The organism is Streptomyces sp. ISL-100, assembly GCF_018614615.1.
In the GTDB taxonomy this organism is placed as follows: Bacteria; Actinomycetota; Actinomycetes; order Streptomycetales; family Streptomycetaceae; genus Streptomyces.
Genome location: NZ_JAGGOK010000018.1, coordinates 1 through 23501, shown reverse-complemented (window position 1 = coordinate 23501; position 23501 = coordinate 1). Strand labels below are relative to the sequence as shown.

The 23501-nt window shown below is 68.8% G+C and carries 15 protein-coding genes; 13 read left to right on the top strand and 2 right to left on the bottom strand.

The window, feature by feature from the left end; all coding sequences use genetic code 11:
• Nucleotides 1–151: 151 nt before the first annotated feature.
• Together J7E89_RS09345 and J7E89_RS09340 are read left to right on the top strand one after the other, a co-directional pair.
• Nucleotides 152–2140, top strand: coding sequence for an ATP-binding protein (locus tag J7E89_RS09345; protein WP_214970971.1), 1989 nt, complete (start codon nt 152–154; stop codon nt 2138–2140).
• A complete protein-coding gene (locus J7E89_RS09340; RefSeq protein WP_214970968.1) occupies nt 2131–3660 on the top strand; it encodes an ABC transporter substrate-binding protein in 1530 nt (509 codons plus the stop codon). Before J7E89_RS09345 ends, J7E89_RS09340 begins: the two co-directional genes overlap by 10 nt.
• On the opposite strand, the gene J7E89_RS09335 is transcribed toward J7E89_RS09340, so the two are convergent.
• A complete protein-coding gene (locus tag J7E89_RS09335; RefSeq protein ID WP_214970965.1) occupies nt 3661–7548 on the bottom strand; it encodes a GH92 family glycosyl hydrolase in 3888 nt (1295 codons plus the stop codon).
• A 468-nt stretch (nt 7549–8016) separates the two neighbouring features.
• Here J7E89_RS09335 and ngcE point away from each other — a divergent pair, with 468 nt between their 5' ends.
• From ngcE to J7E89_RS09285, 10 genes are all read left to right on the top strand, one after another.
• On the top strand, nt 8017–9453 hold the full coding sequence (gene ngcE, locus J7E89_RS09330; RefSeq protein WP_214970962.1) for an N-acetylglucosamine/diacetylchitobiose ABC transporter substrate-binding protein: 1437 nt from the start codon (nt 8017–8019) through the stop codon (nt 9451–9453).
• A gap of 52 nt (nt 9454–9505) precedes the next feature.
• On the top strand, nt 9506–10543 hold the full coding sequence (locus J7E89_RS09325; RefSeq protein ID WP_214970959.1) for a carbohydrate ABC transporter permease: 1038 nt from the start codon (nt 9506–9508) through the stop codon (nt 10541–10543).
• A gap of 22 nt (nt 10544–10565) precedes the next feature.
• A complete protein-coding gene (locus tag J7E89_RS09320) occupies nt 10566–11489 on the top strand; it encodes a carbohydrate ABC transporter permease (protein WP_214970956.1) in 924 nt (307 codons plus the stop codon).
• 146 nt (nt 11490–11635) lie between these two features.
• Nucleotides 11636–12838, top strand: a complete 1203-nt coding sequence (locus J7E89_RS09315; RefSeq protein ID WP_214970954.1) for an ROK family transcriptional regulator — start codon at nt 11636–11638, stop codon at nt 12836–12838.
• A gap of 118 nt (nt 12839–12956) precedes the next feature.
• Complete coding sequence (locus tag J7E89_RS09310) at nt 12957–14069, top strand: sugar ABC transporter substrate-binding protein (RefSeq protein ID WP_214970952.1); 1113 nt, start codon at nt 12957–12959, stop codon at nt 14067–14069.
• A 166-nt stretch (nt 14070–14235) separates the two neighbouring features.
• A complete protein-coding gene (locus J7E89_RS09305) occupies nt 14236–15024 on the top strand; it encodes an ATP-binding cassette domain-containing protein (protein ID WP_214970950.1) in 789 nt (262 codons plus the stop codon).
• A 2-nt stretch (nt 15025–15026) separates the two neighbouring features.
• The gene (locus J7E89_RS09300; protein ID WP_374196803.1) at nt 15027–16313 is read left to right on the top strand and encodes a sugar ABC transporter permease; all 1287 of its coding nucleotides are present in this window, start codon (nt 15027–15029) and stop codon (nt 16311–16313) included.
• A gap of 184 nt (nt 16314–16497) precedes the next feature.
• Complete coding sequence (gene dxs, locus J7E89_RS09295) at nt 16498–18414, top strand: 1-deoxy-D-xylulose-5-phosphate synthase (RefSeq protein WP_214970946.1); 1917 nt, start codon at nt 16498–16500, stop codon at nt 18412–18414.
• Between the two features lie 291 nt (nt 18415–18705).
• Nucleotides 18706–20184 (top strand): amino acid permease, encoded by a 1479-nt coding sequence (locus J7E89_RS09290; protein ID WP_214971065.1) that lies wholly within the window; start codon nt 18706–18708, stop codon nt 20182–20184.
• A 92-nt stretch (nt 20185–20276) separates the two neighbouring features.
• A complete protein-coding gene (locus tag J7E89_RS09285) occupies nt 20277–21842 on the top strand; it encodes a glycosyltransferase family 39 protein (RefSeq protein WP_214970943.1) in 1566 nt (521 codons plus the stop codon).
• Here the strand turns inward: J7E89_RS09285 and J7E89_RS09280 are convergent.
• Entirely contained in the window at nt 21782–22231 is a 450-nt protein-coding gene (locus J7E89_RS09280) for an NTP pyrophosphohydrolase (RefSeq protein WP_214970940.1), read from the bottom strand. The genes J7E89_RS09285 and J7E89_RS09280 overlap by 61 nt on opposite strands.
• A 117-nt stretch (nt 22232–22348) precedes the next feature.
• Here J7E89_RS09280 and J7E89_RS09275 point away from each other — a divergent pair, with 117 nt between their 5' ends.
• Entirely contained in the window at nt 22349–23440 is a 1092-nt protein-coding gene (locus J7E89_RS09275; RefSeq protein ID WP_214970937.1) for a hypothetical protein, read from the top strand.
• The last annotated feature ends 61 nt before the right edge of the window (nt 23441–23501 follow it).

The following is a 23501-nucleotide window of genomic DNA, read 5'->3' as shown; positions in this document are numbered from 1 at the left end:
CTGAACACCAAAGGGCCGCACCCCCTGAACCGGGGTGCGGCCCTCCTGTGGTTTTTGAGCCACACGGGTTGCAACTCGCCTGCTGTGATTGAGTATTGTCCCCTCGACCACGACCCGCACCGCCGCGGGTCCCTCGGGGGGAGGTCGGCGCATGCCGAGAAGCTGGCCCGGACAGTCCGCGCGCGACCGGTCCGTCGAGGCGCACGTCGAGTCCCTGCTGCTGCCGGGGCCCGACGCAGCCCCGCGACGACCGGTCACCCTGCTGCTCGGGCCGCGCGGCAGCGGCAAGACGACCCTGCTGGAGCACCTGTACGGCTGGGCGCAGGGCGTCCCGCGCGCGTGGCTGGACGTGGCCGAGCGCGCCGGGAGGAACGAACAGCCCGTCGACGTGCTCGCCGCCATCGCCGCCGGGCTTCCGCAGCACGACCCCCAGGTGAAGAACCTGCAGTTCCGGGCCTTCGACATCGTCGTGCAGGCCCTGTCGGTACAGATCAGAGGGCTCAGCGACGAGGCGGCCAGGAGAGCCGTCGGCGCGGAACTGTCCCGGCCGCGCAGCGGGTGGCTGGGCCTCGTACTGCAACTCGCCCAGATCGCCGCCGGCGTGGCGGGCCTGCCGGCCGCCGTGGGCTACGTACTGCAACTGCTGCCGCTCGCCGGGCAGAGCGGCATCCTGGCGCGCACCAGGCTCAGGCTGTCACCGGTCCTGCGCGGCCGTACCGCCGGAGCCGGACTCGGCCTCCTCGTCGCCCTGAACCGCGCCTACAACGAGGGCCCGCCCGGCCAGCGGGGCTTCGCCGAGCAGTTCGTCTGCCGGGCCCTGCTCGACGACCTGCGCCGCTGCTACCGCAAGAAGGACTGGGCCGTACGCAGCCTCGTCCTCCTCGACAACATCGACAACCGGCTCGGCCGCGACGTCCTGCGTCTGCTGCGCGAGGCCCGCACGGCCACCACCGACCCGCTGGTCGTGCTCGCCACCGCCGGCAGCTACCCGCACGGACTGCCCGCCGTCCCCGTCGGCCCGCAGTCCCCTCCCGCCTTCGCCCCGCAGCCGATCGACGAGGGACTGAGCGTCGGCCGCCTGCCCGACCTGACGAGGGCCGAGGTCGACCTCCAGGCCAGGGACATCCTGGAGGAGGCGGACGCGATCTCCCCGCCCCGCGTCGAGAACGGCACGCGCTGGCTCGGCTGGGCCGTGTACGAACTCACCCGCGGCCAGCCCGAAGGTACCCGGCAGGTACTGGCCGGACTCCTCGAATTCGACCGCGCCGTGCCGTGGGAAGTACGGCTGCGGCAGATCTTCGCCCGCTCCAACGGGCTCGCAGGACGTCTGCTGGAACGGCTGCTCCCGTTCGGCCTGGAGCACCAGGAGAGCGAGCTGTACCAGGCCCTCCTGCGCGCCTCCGTCGTCCCCGACCTCGCCCAGGCCCAGGTCACCCCGGAGCTGCTGGCGGCGGGCGTGGCCGTCCAGCAGTCCTTCAACACCTTCTGTACGGACCCCCTGCGCACCCTGCACCTCGACACCGGTGACGAGGCGGCCGACGGCCCTGTCGAAACACCCCACCCCCTGCTGCGCCGCCTCTTGAGGTACGCCCTGGACGACCCGGCGGCCGTGCACGCCCGCCGGCGCGCGGAGGCCGAGGGTCTCGACGAGCCGGGAGCCGCCGCGTACCACGCCCTGGCCTGCGGCGATCTGCCCGCCGCTGCCGCGTACCTCGACGGGCTCATCGAACAGGTCGGCCCCAAGGACTGGTACGCGGAACTGGCCCGGCTGCGCAGGGCGCCGCTGCCCGCGTCCGTCGTGGGCGGCGAGGCGCCGGGCACCCTGACAGGGCCCTGGGGGCCGTTCGAGCGGTTCGTACGGCACCTGGGCCTGGGCGGCGAGGGCGTCGACGCGCGCCTGCGCACCGTCACCCGGCTCCTCGCGGCGAGCTGGATCGCCCCCGAACCACTGGAGCCGGACCGGGTGGGAGACCCCTACCGGGACCCGCTCGGCGATCCGTACGCGGAGCTCTACACCGAGATCAACGCCCGGCTGCACACGCTGGTGTCCGCCGACACCCATGTCCTGCCGGACCGGGTGGCCTGGACCTCCGTACTGCTGAACAGGGCGGGCCACTACAGGGAGATGCCGTGGCAGTGAACCAGCGTGTGATCCAGCTGCCCGAAGCACCGCCCAACTGGGGCCTGCGGGTCGCCGTCGCGCTCGTCGTGGCGGCCGCTCTCGTCTTCGGCGGAGCCTGGGCGTACCGGAACTGGACGCAGTGTGCCGACGGCGTGGAAAGGACCGGCGGCGGCGAATGCGTCGGCGTGAGCGACGGCTCGTACGCCTTCCCCGGTCTGGAAGACATCAGCGCGCGCATCCACGAGGAGAACCGCAAAGTCGACGCGTCGGGCGAGCGGTCCGTGACCGTCGCCTACATGGAGCCCATGTCGGGCGGCAGCGAGGACCGCGGCCGCGAGACGACACGCCAGGCGGTGACCGGTGCCCATCTCGCGCAGCTCGCCCTCAACTCCGACCGGGACACCCTGCCGCGCATCCAGCTGCTCCTGGTCAACACCGGCAGGGGTGACGCCCACGCCGAGAGGGTCGCCGCCAAGCTCATCGAACGCCGCGCCGAGGACCGGCTGGTTGCGGTCGCGGGAATAGGGCAGAGCAACGCGCACACCAAGAAGGCCGTCGAGAACCTGCGGGCCGCGCGGATCCCCACCGTGGGCGCGACGGTCGCCGCCGACGCGCTCGCCTCCACCCCGCCCGAGTTCTTCCGGGTGTCCTTTCCGGCCAAGGCACAAGCGGCCGCCGCCGTCCGGTACTTGAAGCGGCTCCAGGACAAGAACCCCGGTTACCGCGTCCAGGAGGTCAGGGACTGGAAGAAGGGCGACGAGTACAACTCCGCGCTCGACGCGGGCTTCGACGCGGCCGCCAGAAAGGCGGGCCTGAAGGTCGACGACGAGGTCATCCCGTTCTGGTCCGGCGGCGACGGCGGCGCGGGCAACGCGTTGCTGGGCGTCGCCAACAAGATCTGCGATGCCGCCGACCCGCCCGACGCCGTGTTCTTCGAGGGGCGCGGCCGGGAGATCCGCAGACTCATAGAGGCCGCGGGCTCCGGCGGCCGCCGCTGCCCCGTCACGGTGCTGTCCGGATCGAGCACGGCGGGCGTCTACTTCGACAGCGCCTCCGACGACGAGCCGCCCGGCCCCGAGCTCAAGGAACTGGGACGGCGCTGGCAGGACAGCGGACTGCGGGTGTACTACACCGCGTACACCCACCCCGAGGTGCCGACACGGCTGTACGGCAAGGGCGGCGGCCCGTACGCCGCCTTCGAGGAGAGCTACCTCCGGGTGCACGGTGGTACGCCCAAGGACCTCGGCGACGGCCAGGCGATGCTCGGCCGCGACGCCGTCTACACGGTGGGGGCCGCCGCCCGCCAGGCACTTCAGACGTACGGCAGGGACCGGGTCACCGCGGAGACCGTCCGCAACGAGCTGGGACAGATCAACCGCGGCAACCCGGTCCGTGGCGTCAGCGGCCCGATCGCCTTCGACCAGGCGACCGGTGAACCGGCCGGCCGCCCCATGGTGCTGGTGGAGCTGCGAGCCCGGGGCTCGGTCCGGCCGGCGGACGAGTGGGGCAGGTACCGGTTCGTGAAACTGCTGGAGTAGTTACCGCAGCAGCTCTATCTCCGCCGCCATTGCCCCGCCCCCCGCCACGACCAGGCGGTAGTGGCGGTACGTACCCGGGTCGTCCACCGTGAACGCCCTGGTCTGCTGGTCCCAGGCGAAGGACTCGCCCGAGCGCTTGTCCAGCTCCGTCCACTTCTCGCCGTCACCGGACCCCTGGAGCACCCAGGCGGCCGGGGCCTTCGTGCGGTCCGAGGAGGTGAGGGTGTACTGGAGCGCCTGGACCGGACCGGTCACCGGCAGGTCGAGCGAGGTGAACTGCCCTTCCGTGGCCGAGGAGTTGTCGAACAGCGGGCCCGAGCCCGTGATCGCGTCGCCGCGCGGCGCGGGCACCTTGTCGTCCTGCGTGATGGAGACGGGTGCGGCGTTCTTGCCCGTACCCCACGAGGACGGCTCGGGGCCCATGTCGAACTCCAGCGTCCCGCCGCGCGCGAGGATGTCGTGCGGGAGCGCGGTGGACTTCCACGGCTTGCCGTTGACCTTGAGGCCCTGGACGTAGATGTTCTTCGCGCTGTTCTTCGGAGCCTTGACCACAAGGTCGCGGCCGTTCTCCAGGTGCACGGTCGTCTTGGTGAAGAGGGGCGAGCCGATCGCGTACTCGCCGCTGCCCATGACCAGCGGGTAGAAGCCGAGCGAGGAGAAGAGGTACCAGGCGGACTGCTCGCCGTTGTCCTCGTCGCCGTGGTAGCCCTGGCCGATCTCGCTGCCGGTGTAGAGGCGCGACAGGACCTCGCGAACCTTCTCCTGCGTCTTCCAGGGCTTGCCGGCCGCGTTGTACATGTACGTCGCGTGGTGGGCGACCTGGTTGCTGTGGCCGTACATCCCCATCCGTACGTCGCGCGCCTCCGTCATCTCGTGAATGACGCCGCCGTACGAGCCGGCGAACTCGGGGGCCGCCGTCTCCGGTGTGGAGAAGTAGCGGTCGAGCTTGTCGCCGAGGCCGGGGCGGCCGCCGTAGAGGTTGGCGAGGCCGCGGGAGTCCTGGGGCGCGGTGAAGGCGTAGCCCCAGCCGTTGGTCTCGGTGTAGTCGTAACCCCAGACGCGCGGGTCGAACTTGTCGGACGGGACGCGCCAGTCGCCCTTGAGGTCGCGGCCCTGGAAGAAGCCGGCCTTGTCGTCGAAGAGCTTGACGTAGTTTCGGGCGCGGTTGAGGAAGTACGCCGACTCCTCCTTGTAGCGCGCCTTCTTCGTCTTGGCGTAGAGGGCCTCGCCCATCTTCGCGAGGCCGTAGTCGTTGAGGTAGCCCTCCAGGGACCAGGAGAGGCCCTCGTGGGTCTCGGTGGAGGCGTACCCGGTGAAGGGGGACGTCTTCATGCCCTTGCGGCCCACGCCCGAGAAGGGCGGCACGACGGTCGCGTTCTTGAGCGCCGCCTCGTACGCCGCTCCGGCGTCGAAGTCCACGCCCTTGACGTACGCGTCCGCGAACGCGACGTCGGAGCTGGTGCCGGTCATGAGGTCGGCGTAACCGGGCGAGGACCAGCGGGAGATCCAGCCGCCGTCCTTGTACTGCTGGACGAAGCCGTCGACGAGCTTGCCGGCCTTTTCGGGGGTGAGGAAGGAGTACGCCGGCCAGGTCGTCCGGTAGGTGTCCCAGAAGCCGTTGTTGACGTACACCTCGCCGTCGACGATCTTCGCGCCGGTGTGGGTCGGCGTGTCGGGGCCCGTCTGCTTCGAGAAGGGGCTCGCGTACTGCTGCTTGGGGCGGGCCTTGGTGCCGGTGTTCTCGAAGCCGGAGTTCGGATACAGGTACAGCCGGTAGAGGCTGGAGTAGAGGGTCGTCAGCCGGTCGCGGCTCGCGCCCTCGACCTCGACGCGGCCGAGGATGTCGTCCCAGGCATCCTGGGCCAGGTCTTTGATCCGCTCGTACCGGGTGTCCGCCGGGATCTCGTCGGCGAGGTTCTTCTTCGCCTGGTCCACACTGATGAGTGAAGTCGCCAGCCGCAGGGTCACCTGGCGGTCGGCGCCGGGTTTGAAGCGCAGGTAGCCGGTCACGTCGTCGCCCCCGCCGCCGCTGAGCTTCCCGCCCTCGGTGACGGGTGCGTCAAAGACTCCGTACACGAAGAGCCTGGTGGCCCCGGTGGACAGGCCGCTCTTGACGTCCGAGAAGCCGGTGAAGGAGCGGGTGGCCGGGTCGAGGGTGAGGCCGCCGTCGTTCGACACGTTGTCGAAGATGATGCTCGCGTCGTCACCGGGATAGGTGAACCGCATCATCGCCGCGTGGTCGGTCGGCGTCATCTCGGCCTTCAGACCGTTCTCGAAGGTCACGCCGTACTCGTGTGGCTTGGCAGTCTCGTTGTCGTGCCGGAAGGGCAGGGCCCGCGCCTTGCGGCCGGCGTCCGGGGTGCCTGCCACGGTGGAAGGCATCAGCTGGAACGTCTGGCGGTCACCCATCCAGGGGCTCGGCTCGTGGCTCGCGCTGAACGCCTGGATGGTGGGGAGGTTGTCGCTGTTGTTGGCGCGGGCGTAGTCGTAGAGCCAGCTGGTGGAGGCCGCGTTGGTCACCGGCGTCCAGAAGTTGAAACCGTGCGGGACGGCGGTGGCGGGGATGTTGTTGCCGCGCGAGAAGGCGCCGCTGGAGTTGGTGCCGCGGGTGGTCGAGACGTAGTCGGAGAAATGTGCCAGGCGCTTCTCGGGCGCCTTTACGGCGATGCTGATGTCGTCGACCCACCCACTGAACTTCGCCGGCCCCTTCGGCGAGTCGTACGCCACCAGAATCCGGTCGACGGTCTTGCCGGCCGCGACCGCGCCGATCCGCGACGCCTTGTGGTTCCACTGGTTGACGTACAGCGTCTTGGAGGCACCCTGGCCCTGCGGGGACAGGACCGCGCCGTGCTGGTCGACGGCGCGCAGATCACTCAGATAGGTGCCGTCCGTGAAGGCCAGGTCGACCGACACATTGGTGGCGGGGTAGTTGAGGTCGGTCTCCGGGAGGGACGGGAAGACCCGGTACGACAGCTCGGTGTCCCGTGTGACGCGCGTATCGACGTCGAAGACCTTGTTGTACGAGTACGCCCGGTCCTCGGGCTTGTGCGTGCCGGCGTACCGCAGCGCACGCTTTCCCGTGAAGCCCGCGCCCGCCTTCGCGGTGGGGGAGCCGGACGGCCCGCGGTCGACCTGGCTGCGCATGTCCTCCGGGGCGGGGGTGGAGGTGTCACCGTTCGAGAACTGAACGTCCGCCAGCTGGGTGATGCCCGAGGCGCCGTTGTTACGGGTGATTTCGAGACGGTAATGGGCGTACGCCGTCGTGTTCTCGAAATCGTAGGTCTTCGTCTCGAAGCGCTTCGCGAAGGTCTGCCCCTCGCGGGAGTCGAGGACCTTCCACTCCTTGCCGTCGGCGGAGCCCTTGAGCGTCCAGTCCTTCGGGTCGCGCTCGGCGTGGTCATTGGCCGAAGTAAGAGCGTATTTCATGACCTTGGCCGGTTCATCCAGATCGAACTCGATCCAGGCGGTGGGCTCGAAGGCCAGCCACTTGGTGGCGGCCTGGACGTCGACGAGGTTTTCCTTCACCTCTCCGCCGCCGGTGTTCTCGCTGCTGGCGCGCAGTTCGACGACCCGGTCGGTCACATTGCCCGGAATCCCGGCGCTGTATCCGCCGTCGACCCCCGAGGCGCGCTTCTCGCCGCCCGGTTCGACTTCCACCGTATTGCGCCAGTCCGGCTGGGGTTCGTCCGCCTCGAAGGAGGACTCGAAGGAGGAACTGAAGGAGGAACTGAAGGTCTGGTCCGCCGGCGCGGGCCGGGAGGGCTGGGCGACGGGCTGGCCGGCGGGCCGGGCCGCGGCCGCGGAAGGGGCCGTGACGGCGAGCAGGAGGGCGGCCGCCGTGACGGCGGCCGCCCCATGGCCTTGTCCGTACCGAGGTCTGTATTGCATCCCGGGCGTTCCTCCCCTTGGACAACGTTGTCATGAGCGGTGCAACGGGATCCAGTAGGGAGCCAAGTCGCCGATGGTGTCAAGGGTGTTGCATGCGACGGGGGAGGCGAAGCGGGCGCGCCGTGTTCGCGGAGCCGCGCAGGCGACTACGTGCGCGTTCCAGATATCCGCGAGGTCTCAACTCGGGAAAGCTTGCTGCCGAAACTTGCTTTCGATCTTGCTCAGTTGACCGGAAGTGGACTATACCTGTCGGCGTCTGCAACGCCGCTTCGCGGTCGCGGACCAGGGGGACGGGGATCAGTGAAGGGAAGCCGCCGCGGTGGTTGCCGAACACTATTGTCCGTACCATCTGCCAACTCAGCACGACCCAGCGTCATTTGACTGCGGTGGCGGGGCCCTTCGCCTAGGCGAATAAGTACGGGCGTACCGGTACACCGCCTGAGTCCTGGAGAAGGCGAGGACTTGAGCATGGGATCCACCTCCGCCCACAACAATGAGGGCCTTGGCCGTCGCGATCTGATCAAGCGGTCGGCCGCACTCGGCCTGATCGCCGTTCCGACGATGAGCTTCCTGTCGGCCTGCGCGAGCGGCGACAGCGGCGGCGACGAGAAGGTCGACAAGGGCAAGAAGACCGAGAAGAACCCGCTGGGTGTCAACGAGAAGGCGGGCATGGAAGCCGTCATCTTCGACGGCGGTTTCGGCACCAAGTACGTCGAGGACGCCGTCAAGGACTACGAGGCCAGCTACGGCAAGGTCAAGTTCAAGGCCACCCAGGACATCCAGCCGCTGCTCCAGCCCCGCATGGTCGGCGGCAACCCGCCGGACCTGGTCGACAACTCGGGCGCCAAGCAGATGGACGCCGCGACCCTCATCGCCAAGGACCAGCTGGCGGAGCTCACCCCGCTGCTCGACGCCGCGTCCTTCGACGACCCGGCCAAGAAGGTCCGGGACATCCTCGTCCCCGGCACCATCGAGATGGGTCAGTACGGCGACGAGAAGGTCTGGCGCCTCAACTACGCCTTCACCACGTTCGGTGTCTGGTACTCCAAGAAGCTGCTCGCCGACAACGAGTGGGAGTACCCGAAGACCTGGGACGAGATGCTGGCCCTGTGCAAGAAGGCCAAGGCCAAGGGCATCGCCGGCTGGACCTACGCGGGCAAGCACCCGTACTACATCCCCTTCACGCTCTACCCCTTCATCGCCAAGATCGGCGGCTGGGACGTGATGAAGGCGATCGACAACCTCGAGCCGAACGCGTGGAAGCACGACGCGGTCAAGAAGGCGTTCGAGGCGTACTACGAGCTGGCCGCCAAGGGCTACGTCCTCAAGGGCACCCCGGGTCTGGACCACATCCAGTCGCAGACCCAGTGGACCAAGGGCAAGGCGGTGTTCATCCCCAACGGCTCTTGGGTGGAGAACGAGGCCGCGCCGACCACGCCCAAGGACTTCGGGATGACGATGGCCCCGCCGTCCAGCCTCGACAGCTCCGACAAGATGCCGTTCGAGACCATCTGGGCGCAGGCCGGTGAGCCGTTCATCGTCCCGAAGCAGGGCAAGAACACCGAGGGCGGCATGGAGCTGCTCCGGATCATGCTCAGCAAGAAGCACGCGCAGAACTTCGCCACGCTGGTGAAGTCCCTCACCTGCGTCGCGGGCGCCACCGAGGGCATGGACCTCCCGCCGGGCCTCGCCTCCTCCAGCGACGCGCTCGACGCGGCCGGCGAGAACGTGGTCAATCCGCGTCTGCCCGACTGGTACCAGACGCTGCACAAGGAGAGCGTCGGCGGCGCCCTCGCCGAGCTGATGGCCGGCCGCATGAAGCCGGACGAGGCCATCAAGAAGATCCAGGACGCGGCCGACAAGACAGCCAAGGACGACGCGGTCAAGAAGTACAAGCACGCTTAGTGTTCACGTCTGCGACTGATCAGTAGGGGAACGAACATGGAGCGGGGCGAGCATGGCCAGTGACAGCCGCGCGGTGACCGACGACGTCCGGAAGGGCGCCGGGGACACGGCGGGAACACCACCGAGAAGCCCAGGAGGCGGGGGGTTCAAGTCCTCTCCCCGCTACCGGACTTTCGTCAAGTACCGGTTCATCTCGGGGTTCCTGGTGGTGCCCCTGGTGCTGTACGCGATTCTGGTCATCTCGCCCTTCCTCCAGACCTTCTACTACTCGCTGACCGACTGGACCGGCTACAGCAGCGACTTCTCGGTCATCGGCTTCGACAACTTCAGCAAACTGTTCGACGACGACCTTTTCTGGAAGTCGCTTCAGCACAACATCGTGCTGCTGATCGGGATGCCGCTCCTCGCACTCGGCCTCGGGCTCTTCTTCGCCTTCATGCTCAATGTCGGCGGACGGCACAAGCGCGGTGAAGCGGCCTCCGGAGTCCGGGGCTCCAAGCTCTACAAGATCCTTTATTTCTTCCCGCAGGTGCTGTCGATCGCGATCGTCGCCGTGCTGTGGCAGAACATCTACAACCCGCAGGGCGGTCTGCTCAACGGCGTGCTGGCCGGCGTCGGGCTGGGTTCCTGGGAGCAGAACTGGCTCGGCGACCCGGGCATCGCGCTGGCGTGCGTCCTGGTCGTGATGGTGTGGGCGAACGTCGGCTTCTACGTCGTGCTGTTCTCCGCCGCCATGGGGTCGATCCCCAAGGAGATCTACGAGGCGGCGCTGCTGGACGGCGCCAACCGGGTCACCACGTTCTTCCGCGTCACGCTGCCGCTGATCAGGGACAACATTCAGACGTCCTACGTGTACGCGGGCATCATGGCGCTGGAGACCTCGTTCGCGTACGTCATGATCATGACCGTCAACCAGGGCGGTCCCGATCACTCGACGCTCGTGCTCCCGGTGCACATGTACAACAAGGCGTTCCGGGACGGCCAGGCCGGCTACGCGACCGCCGTCGGTGTCTCGATGCTCGTCGTCACCATGATCTTCGCGGTGCTGGCCCTCAGTATCGGCCGCCGCCGCGACCGGCTCGAGTTCTGAAATGAGCGGGGAGAACACAACGATGACCACCGCAGAGCCCACTGGTCTCGCGACTCCGGCCAAGACCGGCCCGGCATCGCCGGCGACAGCCGCCAAGAAGCCCGCGGACAGCGGCGGCGAGGGCAGGACCCTCAACGTCTTCTCGCACGCCTTCCTCGTCCTGTGGGCGGTGCTGGCGGCGGGCCCGCTCATCTGGGCCTTCCTGAGCGCCTTCAAGAGCTCCGGCCAGATCCTGGAGAGCCCCTGGTCGCTGCCGGACACCTTCACCCTCGACGCGTTCGTCCGCGCGTGGACCAAGGCGAACATCGGCCGGTTCACCCTGAACTCGCTGATCGTGGTCGTTCCGTCGGTCCTGGGCACCATGCTGTTCGGCTCGATGGCAGCCTACGTACTCGCCCGTTTCGAGTTCCCGGGCAACCGCTTCATCTACTACCTGTTCGTCGGCGGCATGACGTTCCCGGTGATCATGGCGATCGTCCCGCTGTTCTTCGTACTGAAGAACCTCTCGCTGCTGAACACGCCCCAGGGTCTGATCCTGGTCTACATCGCGTACTCGCTGCCGTTCACGACCTTCTTCATGACCGCCTTCTTCCGGACCCTCCCAGGGTCCATCGCGGAGGCGGCCATGATCGACGGGGCCTCGCACTCCCGGGTCTTCTTCCAGGTGATGGTCCCGATGGCCAAGCCGGGTCTGATCAGCATCGGCATCTTCAACTTTCTGGGGCAGTGGAACCAGTTCATCCTGCCGCTGTCCCTGAACACGGAGGACCCCGACAGCTACCTGCTCACCCAGGGCCTGGCGACCCTCGCCGTGAGTCAGGGGTACAAGGGGGACTGGTCCGGGCTCTTCGCCGGTCTGACCATCGCGACCCTGCCCGTCCTGGTCGTGTACACGGTCTTCCAGCGCCAGGTCCAGGCCGGCCTGACAGCGGGCGCGCTCAAGTAATCCCGACTGAAACGAACCGCCCGCCGGCGCTTTGCCGGCGGGCGGTTCGGCGTGCCGCCGACCCTGCCGCCACGCTCAAGGTCTTGACGGGTGGTGACCCGAAAGGCTCATCTTAGAGTTCACATGTTGGAGAAAGAGGAGAGTCAATGGAGACTCCGGGGTCGCAGACGTCACTGCACCGGGCCAACCTTGAGCGGGTCGTACGCGCCGTGCGCATGGCGGGCTCGCTCACCCAGGCAGAGATCGCCAGGACCACAGGGCTCTCGGCAGCCACGGTCTCCAATATCGTGCGCGAGCTGAAGGACGGCGGGACCGTCGAGGTCACGCCGACCTCCGCGGGCGGCCGCCGGGCGCGCAGTGTCTCGCTCAGCGGTGACGCCGGCATCGTCATCGGCGTCGATTTCGGTCATACGCACCTGCGCGTCGCCGTCGGCAACCTCGCCCACCAGGTGCTCGCCGAAGAGGCCGAGCCGCTGGACGTGGACGGCTCGGCCGCCGAGGGCTTCGACCGGGCGGAACAGCTGGTCAAGCGGCTCATCGCGGCGAGCGGCATCAGCCAGGACAAGGTGATCGGCGTCGGCCTGGGCGTACCGGGACCGATCGACGTGGAGTCCGGCACGCTGGGCTCGACGTCCATCCTGCCGGGCTGGAAGGGCATCAACCCGAGCGAGGAGCTGTCCGGGCGCCTCGGCGTACCCGTGTATGTCGACAACGACGCCAACCTCGGCGCGCTCGGCGAGCTGGTCTGGGGCAGCGGGCGCGGGGTCAAGGACCTGGCGTACATCAAGGTCGCGAGCGGTGTCGGCGCCGGCCTGGTGATCAGCGGCCAGATCTACCGGGGTCCGGGCGGCACGGCCGGCGAGATCGGGCACATCACGCTCGACGAGTCGGGCCCGGTGTGCCGCTGCGGCAACCGCGGCTGCCTGGAGACCTTCACGGCCGCGAGGTATGTCCTGCCGCTGCTCCAGTCCAGCCACGGCGCCGATCTGACCATGGAGCGCGTGGTCCAGCTCGCGCGCGAGGGGGATCCGGGCTGCCGCCGCGTGATTGGGGACGTCGGCCGCCACATCGGCAGCGGTGTCGCGAGTCTCTGCAACCTCCTGAACCCCAGTCGGGTGGTGCTGGGAGGCGACCTGGCGGAGGCTGGAGAACTAGTACTCGGCCCCATCCGCGAGTCCGTCTCCCGGTACGCGATCCCCAGCGCCGCCAGGCAGCTCTCGGTGGCTCCGGGGGCGCTCGGCGGAAGGGCCGAAGTGCTCGGTGCTCTCGCTCTCGCGCTTAGCGAAATGGGAGATTCGACCCTTCTTGACGGTGCGCTGCCCGTCCGAGTGCCGTCTTCAATTAGATAACGAATGGCACCGTTGTCATCTCGTTAAGGATTTACTCCTTGACGCTGCCAGCGGCGCGGAGTTGACTTCCAGCCACCTCGGCCGCAACGACGCGGCCTCGTCAGGGAGGTTCCAAGAAATGAACACGCGTATGCGTCGTGCCGCCGTGGCCGTGGCCGCCACCGCAATGGCTGTCTCACTCGCCGCCTGTGGCAGCGCCAAGGAGTCCGGTGACCCCGCTGAGGAGACCGGCGCGAAGAAGGGCGACGATCTCAAGATCGGCCTGCTCCTTCCGGAGAACCAGACCGCGCGTTACGAGAAGTTCGACAAGCCGCTGATCGAGAAGAAGATCAGCGAGCTCACCAACGGCAAGGCGGAGCTCGTCTACGCCAACGCCAAGCAGGACGCGACCACCCAGACGCAGCAGATCGACACGATGATCACCAACAAGGTGGACGCGCTCATCGTCGACGCGGTGGACTCCAAGGCGATCGCCGGTGGCGTGAAGAAGGCCAAGGACCAGGGCATTCCGGTCGTCGCCTTCGACCGTCTCGCCGAGGGCCCGATCGACGCGTACACCTCCTTCGACAACGAAGAGGTCGGCCACGTCCAGGGCAAGGCCCTGGTCGAGGCGCTCGGCGACAAGGCCAAGGACGGCCAGATCGTCATGATGAACGGTGCGATCACCGACCCGAACGCCGCGCTGTTCAAGAAGGGCGCGCTCGCCGAGCTCGAGGGCAAGGTGAACATCGGCAAGTCGTACGACACCAAGGAGTGGAAGCCGGAGAACGCCAACGCCAACATGGAGGCCGCGATCTCGGCCCTCGGCAAGGACAAGATCATCGGCGTCTACTCCGCCAACGACGGCATGGCGGGCGGCATCATCACCGCCCTCAAGGCCGGCGGCTTCAGCAAGCTCCCGCCCGTCACCGGTCAGGACGCCGAGCTCGCCGGTGTGCAGCGCATCGTCGCGGGTGAGCAGTTCATGAGCGTCTACAAGCCGTACGCCCCGGAGGCAGCCGCAGCGGCCGAGATGGCCGTCGCGCTCGCCCGTGGCGAGAAGGTCGACTCCATCGCCAAGGAGAAGGCCGACAGCCCGACCAACAAGGGCATCCCGTCCGTGCTGGTCCCGGTCATCTCGCTGACCAAGGACAACATCAAGGACACCGTCGTCAAGGACGGCGTCTACACGGTCGCCGAGATCTGCACCCCGAAGTACAAGGCCGCCTGCGACAAGCTCGGTCTGAAGTAAGGCTCCCAGGTTCACACCCCCTGAAGCCTGTCCGGCGCCCCGCCCCTTCTCAGCCCCCGCTATCGGGCGGGACGCCGTACAGAAACGCTTCTCCCCTCTGTTCGCTTCTGCTCAACCGTCGCGCCCCCTCCCGGCGCGGCATCCCGCCGGTCAGGCGGCGAAGGAGATGGTTTACGTGTCCGCTACGCCCGTGCTGGCGTTGCGCGGGGTCTCCAAGCGGTTCGGTGCCGTTCAGGCGCTCACCGACGTAGAGCTTGAGGTCCACGGCGGTGAAGTGGTCGCCCTGGTGGGCGACAACGGCGCCGGAAAGTCCACGCTGGTCAAGACGATCGCCGGCGTGCACCCCATCGATGACGGCGTCATCGAATGGGAAGGCAGCACCGTCCGGATCAACCGGCCGCACGACGCCCAGAACCTGGGCATCGCGACCGTCTATCAGGACCTCGCGCTGTGCGACAACATCGATGTCGTAGGCAACCTCTACCTCGGCCGGGAGATCCGCAAGCGCGGCATCCTCAACGAGGTCGAGATGGAGCGCCGCGCTCTCGAACTGCTCACCACGCTGTCGATCCGCATCCCCAGCGTGCGCATCCCGATCGCCTCGCTCTCCGGCGGTCAGCGCCAGACCGTGGCCATCGCCCGCTCGATGCTCGGCGAGCCGAAGCTCGTCATCCTCGACGAGCCCACCGCGGCCCTCGGCGTCGAGCAGACCGCCCAGGTCCTCGACCTCGTCGAGCGGCTGCGTGAGCGCGGTCACGCGGTGATCCTCATCAGCCACAACATGGCGGACGTCAAGGCCGTCGCGGACAAGGTGGCAGTGCTCCGGCTCGGCCGGAACAACGGCGTCTTCGACGTCAAGTCCACCTCGCAAGAAGAGATCATCTCCGCCATCACCGGTGCCACGGACAACGCCGTGACCCGCCGTGCGGCGCGCAACGGGGAGGCTCACAAGTGAGCATCAACAAGTCCTCCACGCCCGGCGACGGCCACGTCGTCGAGAACCCCGAGGCTGCCCACGACGCGGTCACCGTCGTCGACCCTCGGCTGCTCGTCCGCGAGCGCGGCTTCGCCGGCTACGTCTCCGAGTTCAAGCGCAAGCTGCACGCGGGTGACCTCGGCTCGATCCCCGTGGTGATCGGCCTCATCCTCATCTGCGCGATCTTCCAGGGTCTGAACTCGAACTTCCTGTCCGCGCAGAACCTCAGCAACATCGCCGTCACGATGGTCGCCACCGGCATGATGGCCGTCGGCATCATCTTCGTGCTGCTGCTCGGCGAGATCGACCTGTCGGTCGGTTCGGTCAGTGGCGTCTCCGGCGCCATCGTCGCCGTACTGAGCGTCACGCACGGCATGAACGAGTGGCTCGCGGTCCTCGTCGCGATCGTCAGCGGCGCGGCCATGGGCGCGCTGCACGGCTTCTTCTTCGCACGGGTCGGCGCACCGGCGTTCGCCGTCACCCTGGCCGGCCTGCTCTTCTGGCTCGGCTTCATGCTTCAGCTCCTCGGCGACCAGGGCACCATCAACCTGGACAGTGACGGTGTGGTCGGCCAGCTGACCACCTATTACTTCTCGGACGTGGCCGCCGCCTACGGCCTGGCCGCTCTCGCGGTGGCCGGTTTCTTCCTCTCGTCCTTCTTCGACAACCGCCGCCGTGAGGCCGCCGGCATCCCGTCCCGGCCGCTGGTCGACACCGTGCTGCGTACGGCGCTGCTCGCCGTGGTCGCCTTCGCCGCCGCGATCATGTTCAACCAGTACAAGGGCCTGCCGCTGGCCCTGGTCCTCTTCCTGGTGGTGCTGGTCGTGACGGACTTCGTGCTCCGGCGCACCGCGTACGGCCGCAAGATCTTCGCGCTGGGCGGCAGTGTCGAGGCGTCCCGCCGGGCGGGCATCAACGTCACCGCGATCCGCATCTCGGTCTTCTCGATCGCGGGTACGTTCGCGGCCGTCGGTGGCCTGTTCTGGGCCTCGAAGATCGCGGCTGCCAACCAGAGCGCCGGCGCCGGTGACCTGCTGATGAACGTCATCGCGGCGGCCGTCATCGGCGGCACCAGCCTGTTCGGCGGCCGTGGCCGGACCTGGAACGCGCTGCTCGGCGTCATGGTGATCGTCTCGATCCAGTACGGCCTGGCCCTCGAAGGCATCGCCACGCCGATCCAGTACATGATCACCGGTGGTGTTCTGCTGGCGACCGTCGTGATCGACTCCGTCACCCGAAAGACGCAGAAGACCGCGGGTCGCGCCTGACCGCCCTGCCCCAGCCGTGCCCGGCACCGGATTCCGGTGCCGGGCACGGCTGTGCGTACGCCCGCGCTGTTCGTCGCGTGACTTAGAACGCACCGCGCGACCACCGCCCGATGCGGACAGTCGTCGGCGGAACATTAGACTCGACAGACCGGCAAGCAGACAGTTCAACTGCAAGGAGGCACGGGTGGCGCTGCTGACCCGCATTATGGGACCGCGCGATCTGGACGGGCTCACCCCGGAGCAGCTGGACCGGCTGGCCGCCGAGATCCGGACATTTCTCGTGGACGAGGTCTCCAAGACCGGCGGACACCTGGGCCCCAACCTCGGTGTGGTCGAGCTGACGATCGCTCTGCACCGTGTCTTCGAGTCGCCGAAGGACAAGATCCTCTTCGACACCGGACACCAGAGTTACGTCCACAAGCTCCTCACCGGCCGTCAGGACTTCACGAAGCTGAAGATGAAGGGCGGCCTGTCCGGCTACCCCTCGCGCGCCGAGTCCGAGCACGACATCATCGAGAACTCGCACGCCTCCACCGTTCTCGGCTGGGCCGACGGCCTCGCCAAGGCCAACGAGGTCCTCAAGAAGGAGGACCACCACGTCGTCGCCGTCATCGGTGACGGCGCGCTCACCGGCGGCATGGCCTGGGAGGCGCTGAACAACATCGCCGTCGCCAAGGACCGCCCGCTCGTCATCGTCGTCAACGACAACGAGCGTTCGTACGCCCCCACCATCGGCGGCCTCGCGAACCACCTCGCCACGCTCCGTACCACCGACGGTTACGAGCGTTTCCTCGCCCGCGGCAAGGACATCCTGGAGCGCACGCCGGTCGTCGGGAAGCCGCTCTACGAGACCCTGCACGGCGCGAAGAAGGGCCTCAAGGACTTCATCGCCCCGCAGGGCATGTTCGAGGACCTCGGCCTGAAGTACGTCGGCCCCATCGACGGCCACGACATCGAGGCCCTGGAGTCCGCGCTCCAGCGCGCCAAGCGCTTCGGCGGCCCCGTCATCGTGCACTGCCTCACCGAGAAGGGCCGCGGTTACCAGCCGGCCCTCGCGGACGAGGCGGATCGCTTCCACGCCGTCGGCAAGATCCACCCCGACACCGGCCTGCCGATCGCCTCCTCGGGCGTCGACTGGACCTCGGTGTTCGGCGAGGAGATGGTCAAGCTCGGCAAGGAGCGCGAGGACATCGTCGCGATCACGGCCGCCATGCTGCAGCCGGTCGGACTCGACCGGTTCGCGAAGGCCTTCCCCGACCGGGTGTACGACGTCGGGATCGCCGAGCAGCACGGCGCGGTCTCCGCGGCGGGCCTGGCCACCGGCGGCCTGCACCCCGTGTTCGCCGTGTACGCGACGTTCCTCAACCGGGCGTTCGACCAGGTCCTGATGGACGTCGCCCTGCACAAGTGCGGCGTCACCTTCGTCCTGGACCGCGCGGGCGTCACCGGCACCGACGGCGCCTCGCACAACGGCATGTGGGACATGTCGATCCTCCAGTGCGTTCCGACGCTGCGGATCGCCGCCCCGCGCGACGCCGACCAGGTCCGCGCCCAGCTGCGCGAGGCCGTCGAGGTCGACGACGCGCCCACCGTCGTCCGCTTCTCCAAGGGCGCGGTCGGCCCGGCGGTCAAGGCCGTGGGCAAGGTCGGCGGCATGGACATCCTGCGTAAATCGGACGACGGTACGGCTGACGTACTCCTCGTCTCGGTCGGAGCCCTGGCGCCGATGTGTCTGGAAATCGCCGACCTCCTCGACAAGCAGGGCATCACCACGACCGTCGTCGACCCGCGCTGGGTCAAGCCGGTCGACGAGGCGCTGGCGCCGCTCGCCGAGCAGCACCGCGTCGTTGTCACCGTCGAGGACAACAGCCGCGCGGGTGGCGTCGGCTCCGCGATCGCCCAGGCGCTGCGGGACGCGGGCGTCGACGTACCGCTGCGCGACTTCGGCATCCCGCCGCGCTTCCTCGACCACGCCTCCCGCAAGGAGGTCATGGCCGAGATCGGTCTGACGGCGCCGGACATCGCCCGCCAGGTGACGGGTCTGGTCGCAAAGCTCGACGGCCGTCTGGAGGACGAGCCGGCCGAGGCCGCGCGCGACTGACGCCCCCTCACGTACGACGGCCCGCCCGGAGCAGACGCTCCGAGCGGGCCGTTTCGTTTCGATCCCCGTTCGATCCCCGTTTCGATACTCCAAAAGGGTCAACTCGCAGGGCCAGTACGCATACCGGTCCGTGCCTCCCATCGGGTGAAACCGGGCGGCGGTACTCGTGGGGAGTGACCGGTTCACTCACGATCATGACTGAAACTCGCTCACTTCAAGGTTGGGCGACAGCCGACAGTCGGAGGTACGCCGGTGAGTACGCAGCACGACCCAGGACCGGCCAAAGAGGGCATGTTCCGGACCAAGACGGTCGAACAGTCGATCCGTGACACGGAGGAACCGAAGCACGCGCTCAAGAAATCCCTCTCCGCGCTTGACCTGACGGTCTTCGGAGTCGGGGTCATCATCGGCACCGGCATCTTCGTCCTCACGGGCAAGGTGGCCAAGGAGACGGCGGGCCCCGCGACGGCCCTCGCCTTCGTCGCCGCCGCCATCGTCTGCGCCCTCGCCGCGCTCTGTTACGCCGAGTTCGCGTCTACCGTCCCGGTGGCCGGTTCGGCGTACACCTTCGCGTACGCCTCCCTCGGGGAGCTGATCGCCTGGACCATCGGCTGGGACCTGGTCCTCGAATTCGCGCTGGGCACGGCGGTGGTGGCGGTCGGCTGGTCGGGCTACGTCCGCTCGCTGATGGAAAACGTCGGCTGGGACATGCCCAAAACGCTCTCCGGGCCCGAGGCGGCGGACGGATTCGGCTTCGACCTCCTGGCCTTCGTGCTCGTGCTGCTGCTGACGGCCATCCTGGTGGTCGGCGTGAAGCTGTCCGCACGGGTCACCGCGCTGGTGGTCGCCATCAAGGTGACCGTCGTCCTGATCGTGATCATCGCGGGCTCCTTCTTCATCAAGGCCGACAACTACTCGCCCTTCATCCCCGACGCGGTGACACCGCCCGCCGGATCGGGCTGGGACGCGCCGCTGGTGCAGCTGATTTTCGGTTACGAGCCCACCAACTTCGGCGTCATGGGCATCTTCACCGCCGCCTCCGTCGTCTTCTTCGCCTTCATCGGCTTCGACGTCGTGGCCACCGCCGCCGAGGAGACCAAGCTCCCGCAGCGGGACATGCCTCGCGGCATCCTCGGCTCCCTCCTCATCTGCACCGTGCTGTACGTCGCCGTGTCGCTCGTCGTCACCGGCATGCAGCACTACAGCGAGCTCTCCGTGAGCGCCCCGCTCGCCGACGCCTTCAAAGCCACCGGGCACCCCTTCTACGCCGGTGTCATCAGCTTCGGCGCCGCGGTCGGCCTCACCACCGTGTGCATGATCCTGCTGCTCGGGCAGACCCGGGTGTTCTTCGCGATGAGCCGCGACGGGCTGCTCCCGCGGTTCTTCTCCGTCACGCACCCGAAGTTCCGCACCCCCTACCGCCCGACCATCCTGCTCGGCGTGCTCATCGCGATCATCGCGGGCTTCACCAGCCTGGAAGAGCTCGCGACGCTGGTGAACATCGGCACGCTCTTCGCGTTCGTCGTCGTCGCCCTCGGCGTCATCGTCCTGCGCCGGACCCGGCCCGACCTGCACCGGGCGTTCCGCACCCCGTGGGTGCCGTTCGTCCCGATCCTCTCGGTGGCGGCCTCGCTCTGGCTGATGCTCAATCTGCCGGCCGAGACGTGGCTGCGGTTCGGCGTCTGGATGGCAGCGGGGTACGTGCTGTACTTCGCGTACAGCCGACGCAACAGCCGTCTCGGCCGCGTGGGCGACGACGCCAAGTATTAGGCCGCGCTTCGTCAGGCACGGCACTCAGGCACAGACCCCGGCTCCGTATGTCCCGCCCGGTGCGGACTGCGGGGCCGGATAGCTTGGCACGCATGCTCACGCGGCCGCCGGCTTCGTCCCCACCGGCCCCCTCACCGCCGGCCTCCTCCTCACCACCGTCCGGGTCCGCGCCCGTGCTGCCCCGCCCGAGGCCGGCCGCCGGCGCCCGTCCTGCCGCACCCCCCTACTGGCGGAGCCTGCTGCCCGCCCTGGCGCTGCTGGCCTTCCTCACCCGCCTCCCGTCCTTCCGCCACCCCCTGTGGAACCCGGACGAGGGCTATCTCGCCGTACAGGCAAGGATGCTGGCCGACGGGGGAGTGCTCTACGACACGGTCGTGGACCGCAAACCACCCCTGCTGCCCTGGCTCTACGAGACGGCCTTCGCGCTCTTCGGCGACGAGTCGCTGCTGCCGCTGCAACTGGCCGCCGTAGCCGCCCAGCTGCTCACCGCAGCGCTGCTCGCGTCGATCGCCCGCCGCCGCTGGGGCGACGCGGCGGGACGCACGGCGGGCGCCCTCTACCTGCTCATCTCGATCGGGCTCAACCCCCAGGACGCGCAGGCGGCGACGTTCGAGGTCTTCATACTTCCGTTCACCGTGGCCGCCGTCCGGTGCGCGGACCGGGGCCGCTGGTGCGGCGCGGGCGTGGCGGTCGCGGCGGCGTTCCTGACGAAGCAGACGGGCGGCGCCGCCCTCGTGCCGGTCCTGTGGCTGCTGTGGCAGAACGCGCCGACCCGAGGTGCCCTGTTCCGTACGGCATTCGGCTTCTGCCTGCCCGTCCTGTATGCCGCCCTGCTCACCGGGCCGCACCGCTTCCTCTTCTGGACGGTCACCGGTTCGGGCGCGTACGCCTCGTTCACCGGCTCCGAACTCCATGTCCTCTTCCGGGCGCTGGCGAACTCCCTGCTCCTCGCCTTCGCCTGCGCCGGGCTCATCCCCCCGGTCCTGCGCGCCCTGCGCGTCGCCAGGACCGGCGCGGCCGACCTGTGGCTGTGGCTGCTCAGTGCGGCGGCAGCGGTGATCGTCGGCTTCCACTTCTTCGGCCACTACTACCTCCAGCTCATGCCCCCGATCGCCCTCCTGGCCACGGGCGCGCTCCAACTCCTTCCGGCGCGGCGGGTGGCCGGGGCGGTCGTTACCTCGGCCTGCACCTGCGCGGTGTTCCTGGCGTGGGGTCTGCTGGCGCCCCGGCCCGAGCTGGCGCACGTACAGAAGGTCGCGAAGGCGGTGAAGACACGTACGGGACATCAGGACCGCGTCCTGGTCTGGGGGATACATCCCGAGGCGTACTGGTTCGCGGACCGCGCGCCGGCCAGCCGCTACCTCACGGCGGGCCTGCTCACCAACTACAGCGGCGGCCGCAACGGTCCGCAGGTCGGCGAGAAGTACGCGATGGCGGGCGCCTGGGCCGTCTTCCGCAGCGAAATGGCGGCCGGGCCCCCGGCCCTGATCGTCGACGACTCACGCGGCAAGCCCTTCGCGCCCGACCGCGTGCCGACGCTGCGCAGGCTGCTGGCGGGCGGGTACGAGGAGCTGACGACGGTCGACGGAGCGGTGCTCTACGTACGCACGTCCCCCGCGCCGCCCGCCCCGCCCGCTTCTCCCGGGCCGCCCGGCTGAGGCCGCACGGTGCGCGGCCCGGCACACTGGGCGCCGTACGCCTCCACGCGCCGCCTGAGCTCCCGGTCGGCGGTGACGACGAGCACGGCGGCCCCTTTGCCCGTCTCCTCCGCGACCACCTCGACGATACGGTCGTCACCGCTGCCGGGCGCGGACTCGACCCGTACGCCGGGCACGGAGGCCACACCACGGGCAGCACCCTCGACGACGAGTACGACGGCGAGGGGGCCGGGGGAGCCGGGATTGCCCGGATCTCCCGGGATGCCCTTCTCGGCGTACACCTGGAGGTGGTCGCGCAGCCGTTCGGCGGCCCCGCGGCGGTCGCGCCACCAGCCGTCGGGCACAGATCCGACGACATTGGCGGCGTCCACGACGACCAGAGTTCTCATACCATCCTCATAGCACGAGCGCGACGCGCGAGACAGTCGCCACCAGGCAAAACGCTATGCTTGTTCGAAATCACGGAGAACCCGAAAAGCCGATGTACAGAAGGTTGGCCTGACGCCATGAGGCCGCGGAACGCGCGTAGGACCGAGCGAATTTCCCCGCCCCCGCCGGGCCCCCCGCCCGCGACCGGCCCAGAGACCAGCCACTGGCTGCTTCGCGGCAAGGACGACCGTCTCACCGCGTACGCCCCCACGAAGGGCGGGCTGCTGCGCTGGACGGAGACCGCCCCGGGCGGCCCCGACTGGAGCAGCCCCGATTTCTTCCCGGCTCCAGGCATCGCGAACCTCACCCTCGCCCAGGGGCGGGACGGCTATGTGCACTTCATCGGCCGGCGCCGCAAGGGCGAGGCCGTGGACATCGTGCACGCGATCCAGTACCAGACCGGCCGCCCGCTGACCGCCTGGCACTCCCTCGGCAACCCCTACAAGACGGCCGAGCGCGGCCTCAAGGTCGGCATCCCGGCCGCCACCGTCAACGCGGCGGGCTCGGTGCACGTCTTCGTACGCAACGCGGGGCGCGGCATGCAGATGCGCCGCCAGGCCGCGAACGGTAAGTGGGAAGGCTGGAAGGACCTGCGCGGCAGCAAGGCCCACGACGGCCCAACGGCGGTCGCCACCTCGTCGGGCACAGTGGAACTTCTGGTCCCGGCGGAAGGCAAGGTCCTGCGCTGGACGCAGGAGAAGCCCGGTGGCGACCTGACGCAGGCGCAGGACATCCCGCTCACCCCGGCGGTCCGTACGGTCACCGGCCTGGAGACCGCCGACGACGTCATCACGTACTACTGGAACGTCCCGGACTCCAAGGGCATCACCGCCCACCGCCCCGGCGAGGACTCCATCCCCCTCTCGGGCACGCCGGCAGACAGCCCTGTCGCCGCCCTGCGCGCCGAAATCGGCGGCCACGACTGTACGGTCCTCGCCCACCGCGGCAGCGACGGCCGGCCCGTGCTGGCGGCCTGCGTGACGCACGCCGAGGCCGACGGTGTGTGGTGGACCGCGACGGGCGAGGAATGCGTGGGCGCACCGGCGCTGGCGGTCGACGCGACGGGCCGCGTGGTCCTCGCGGTGATCGCCCGCGACGGCGCCCTCCACGTGGCCCGCCAAAAGCCGGAGGAGCAGGGCCTGGCCCTGGCCGCCTGGACCCGCGCCTGACCGGCCGCTCCCCGACGTGACTGAGCCCGGCACACCTTTCGGTGTGCCGGGCTCAGTCACG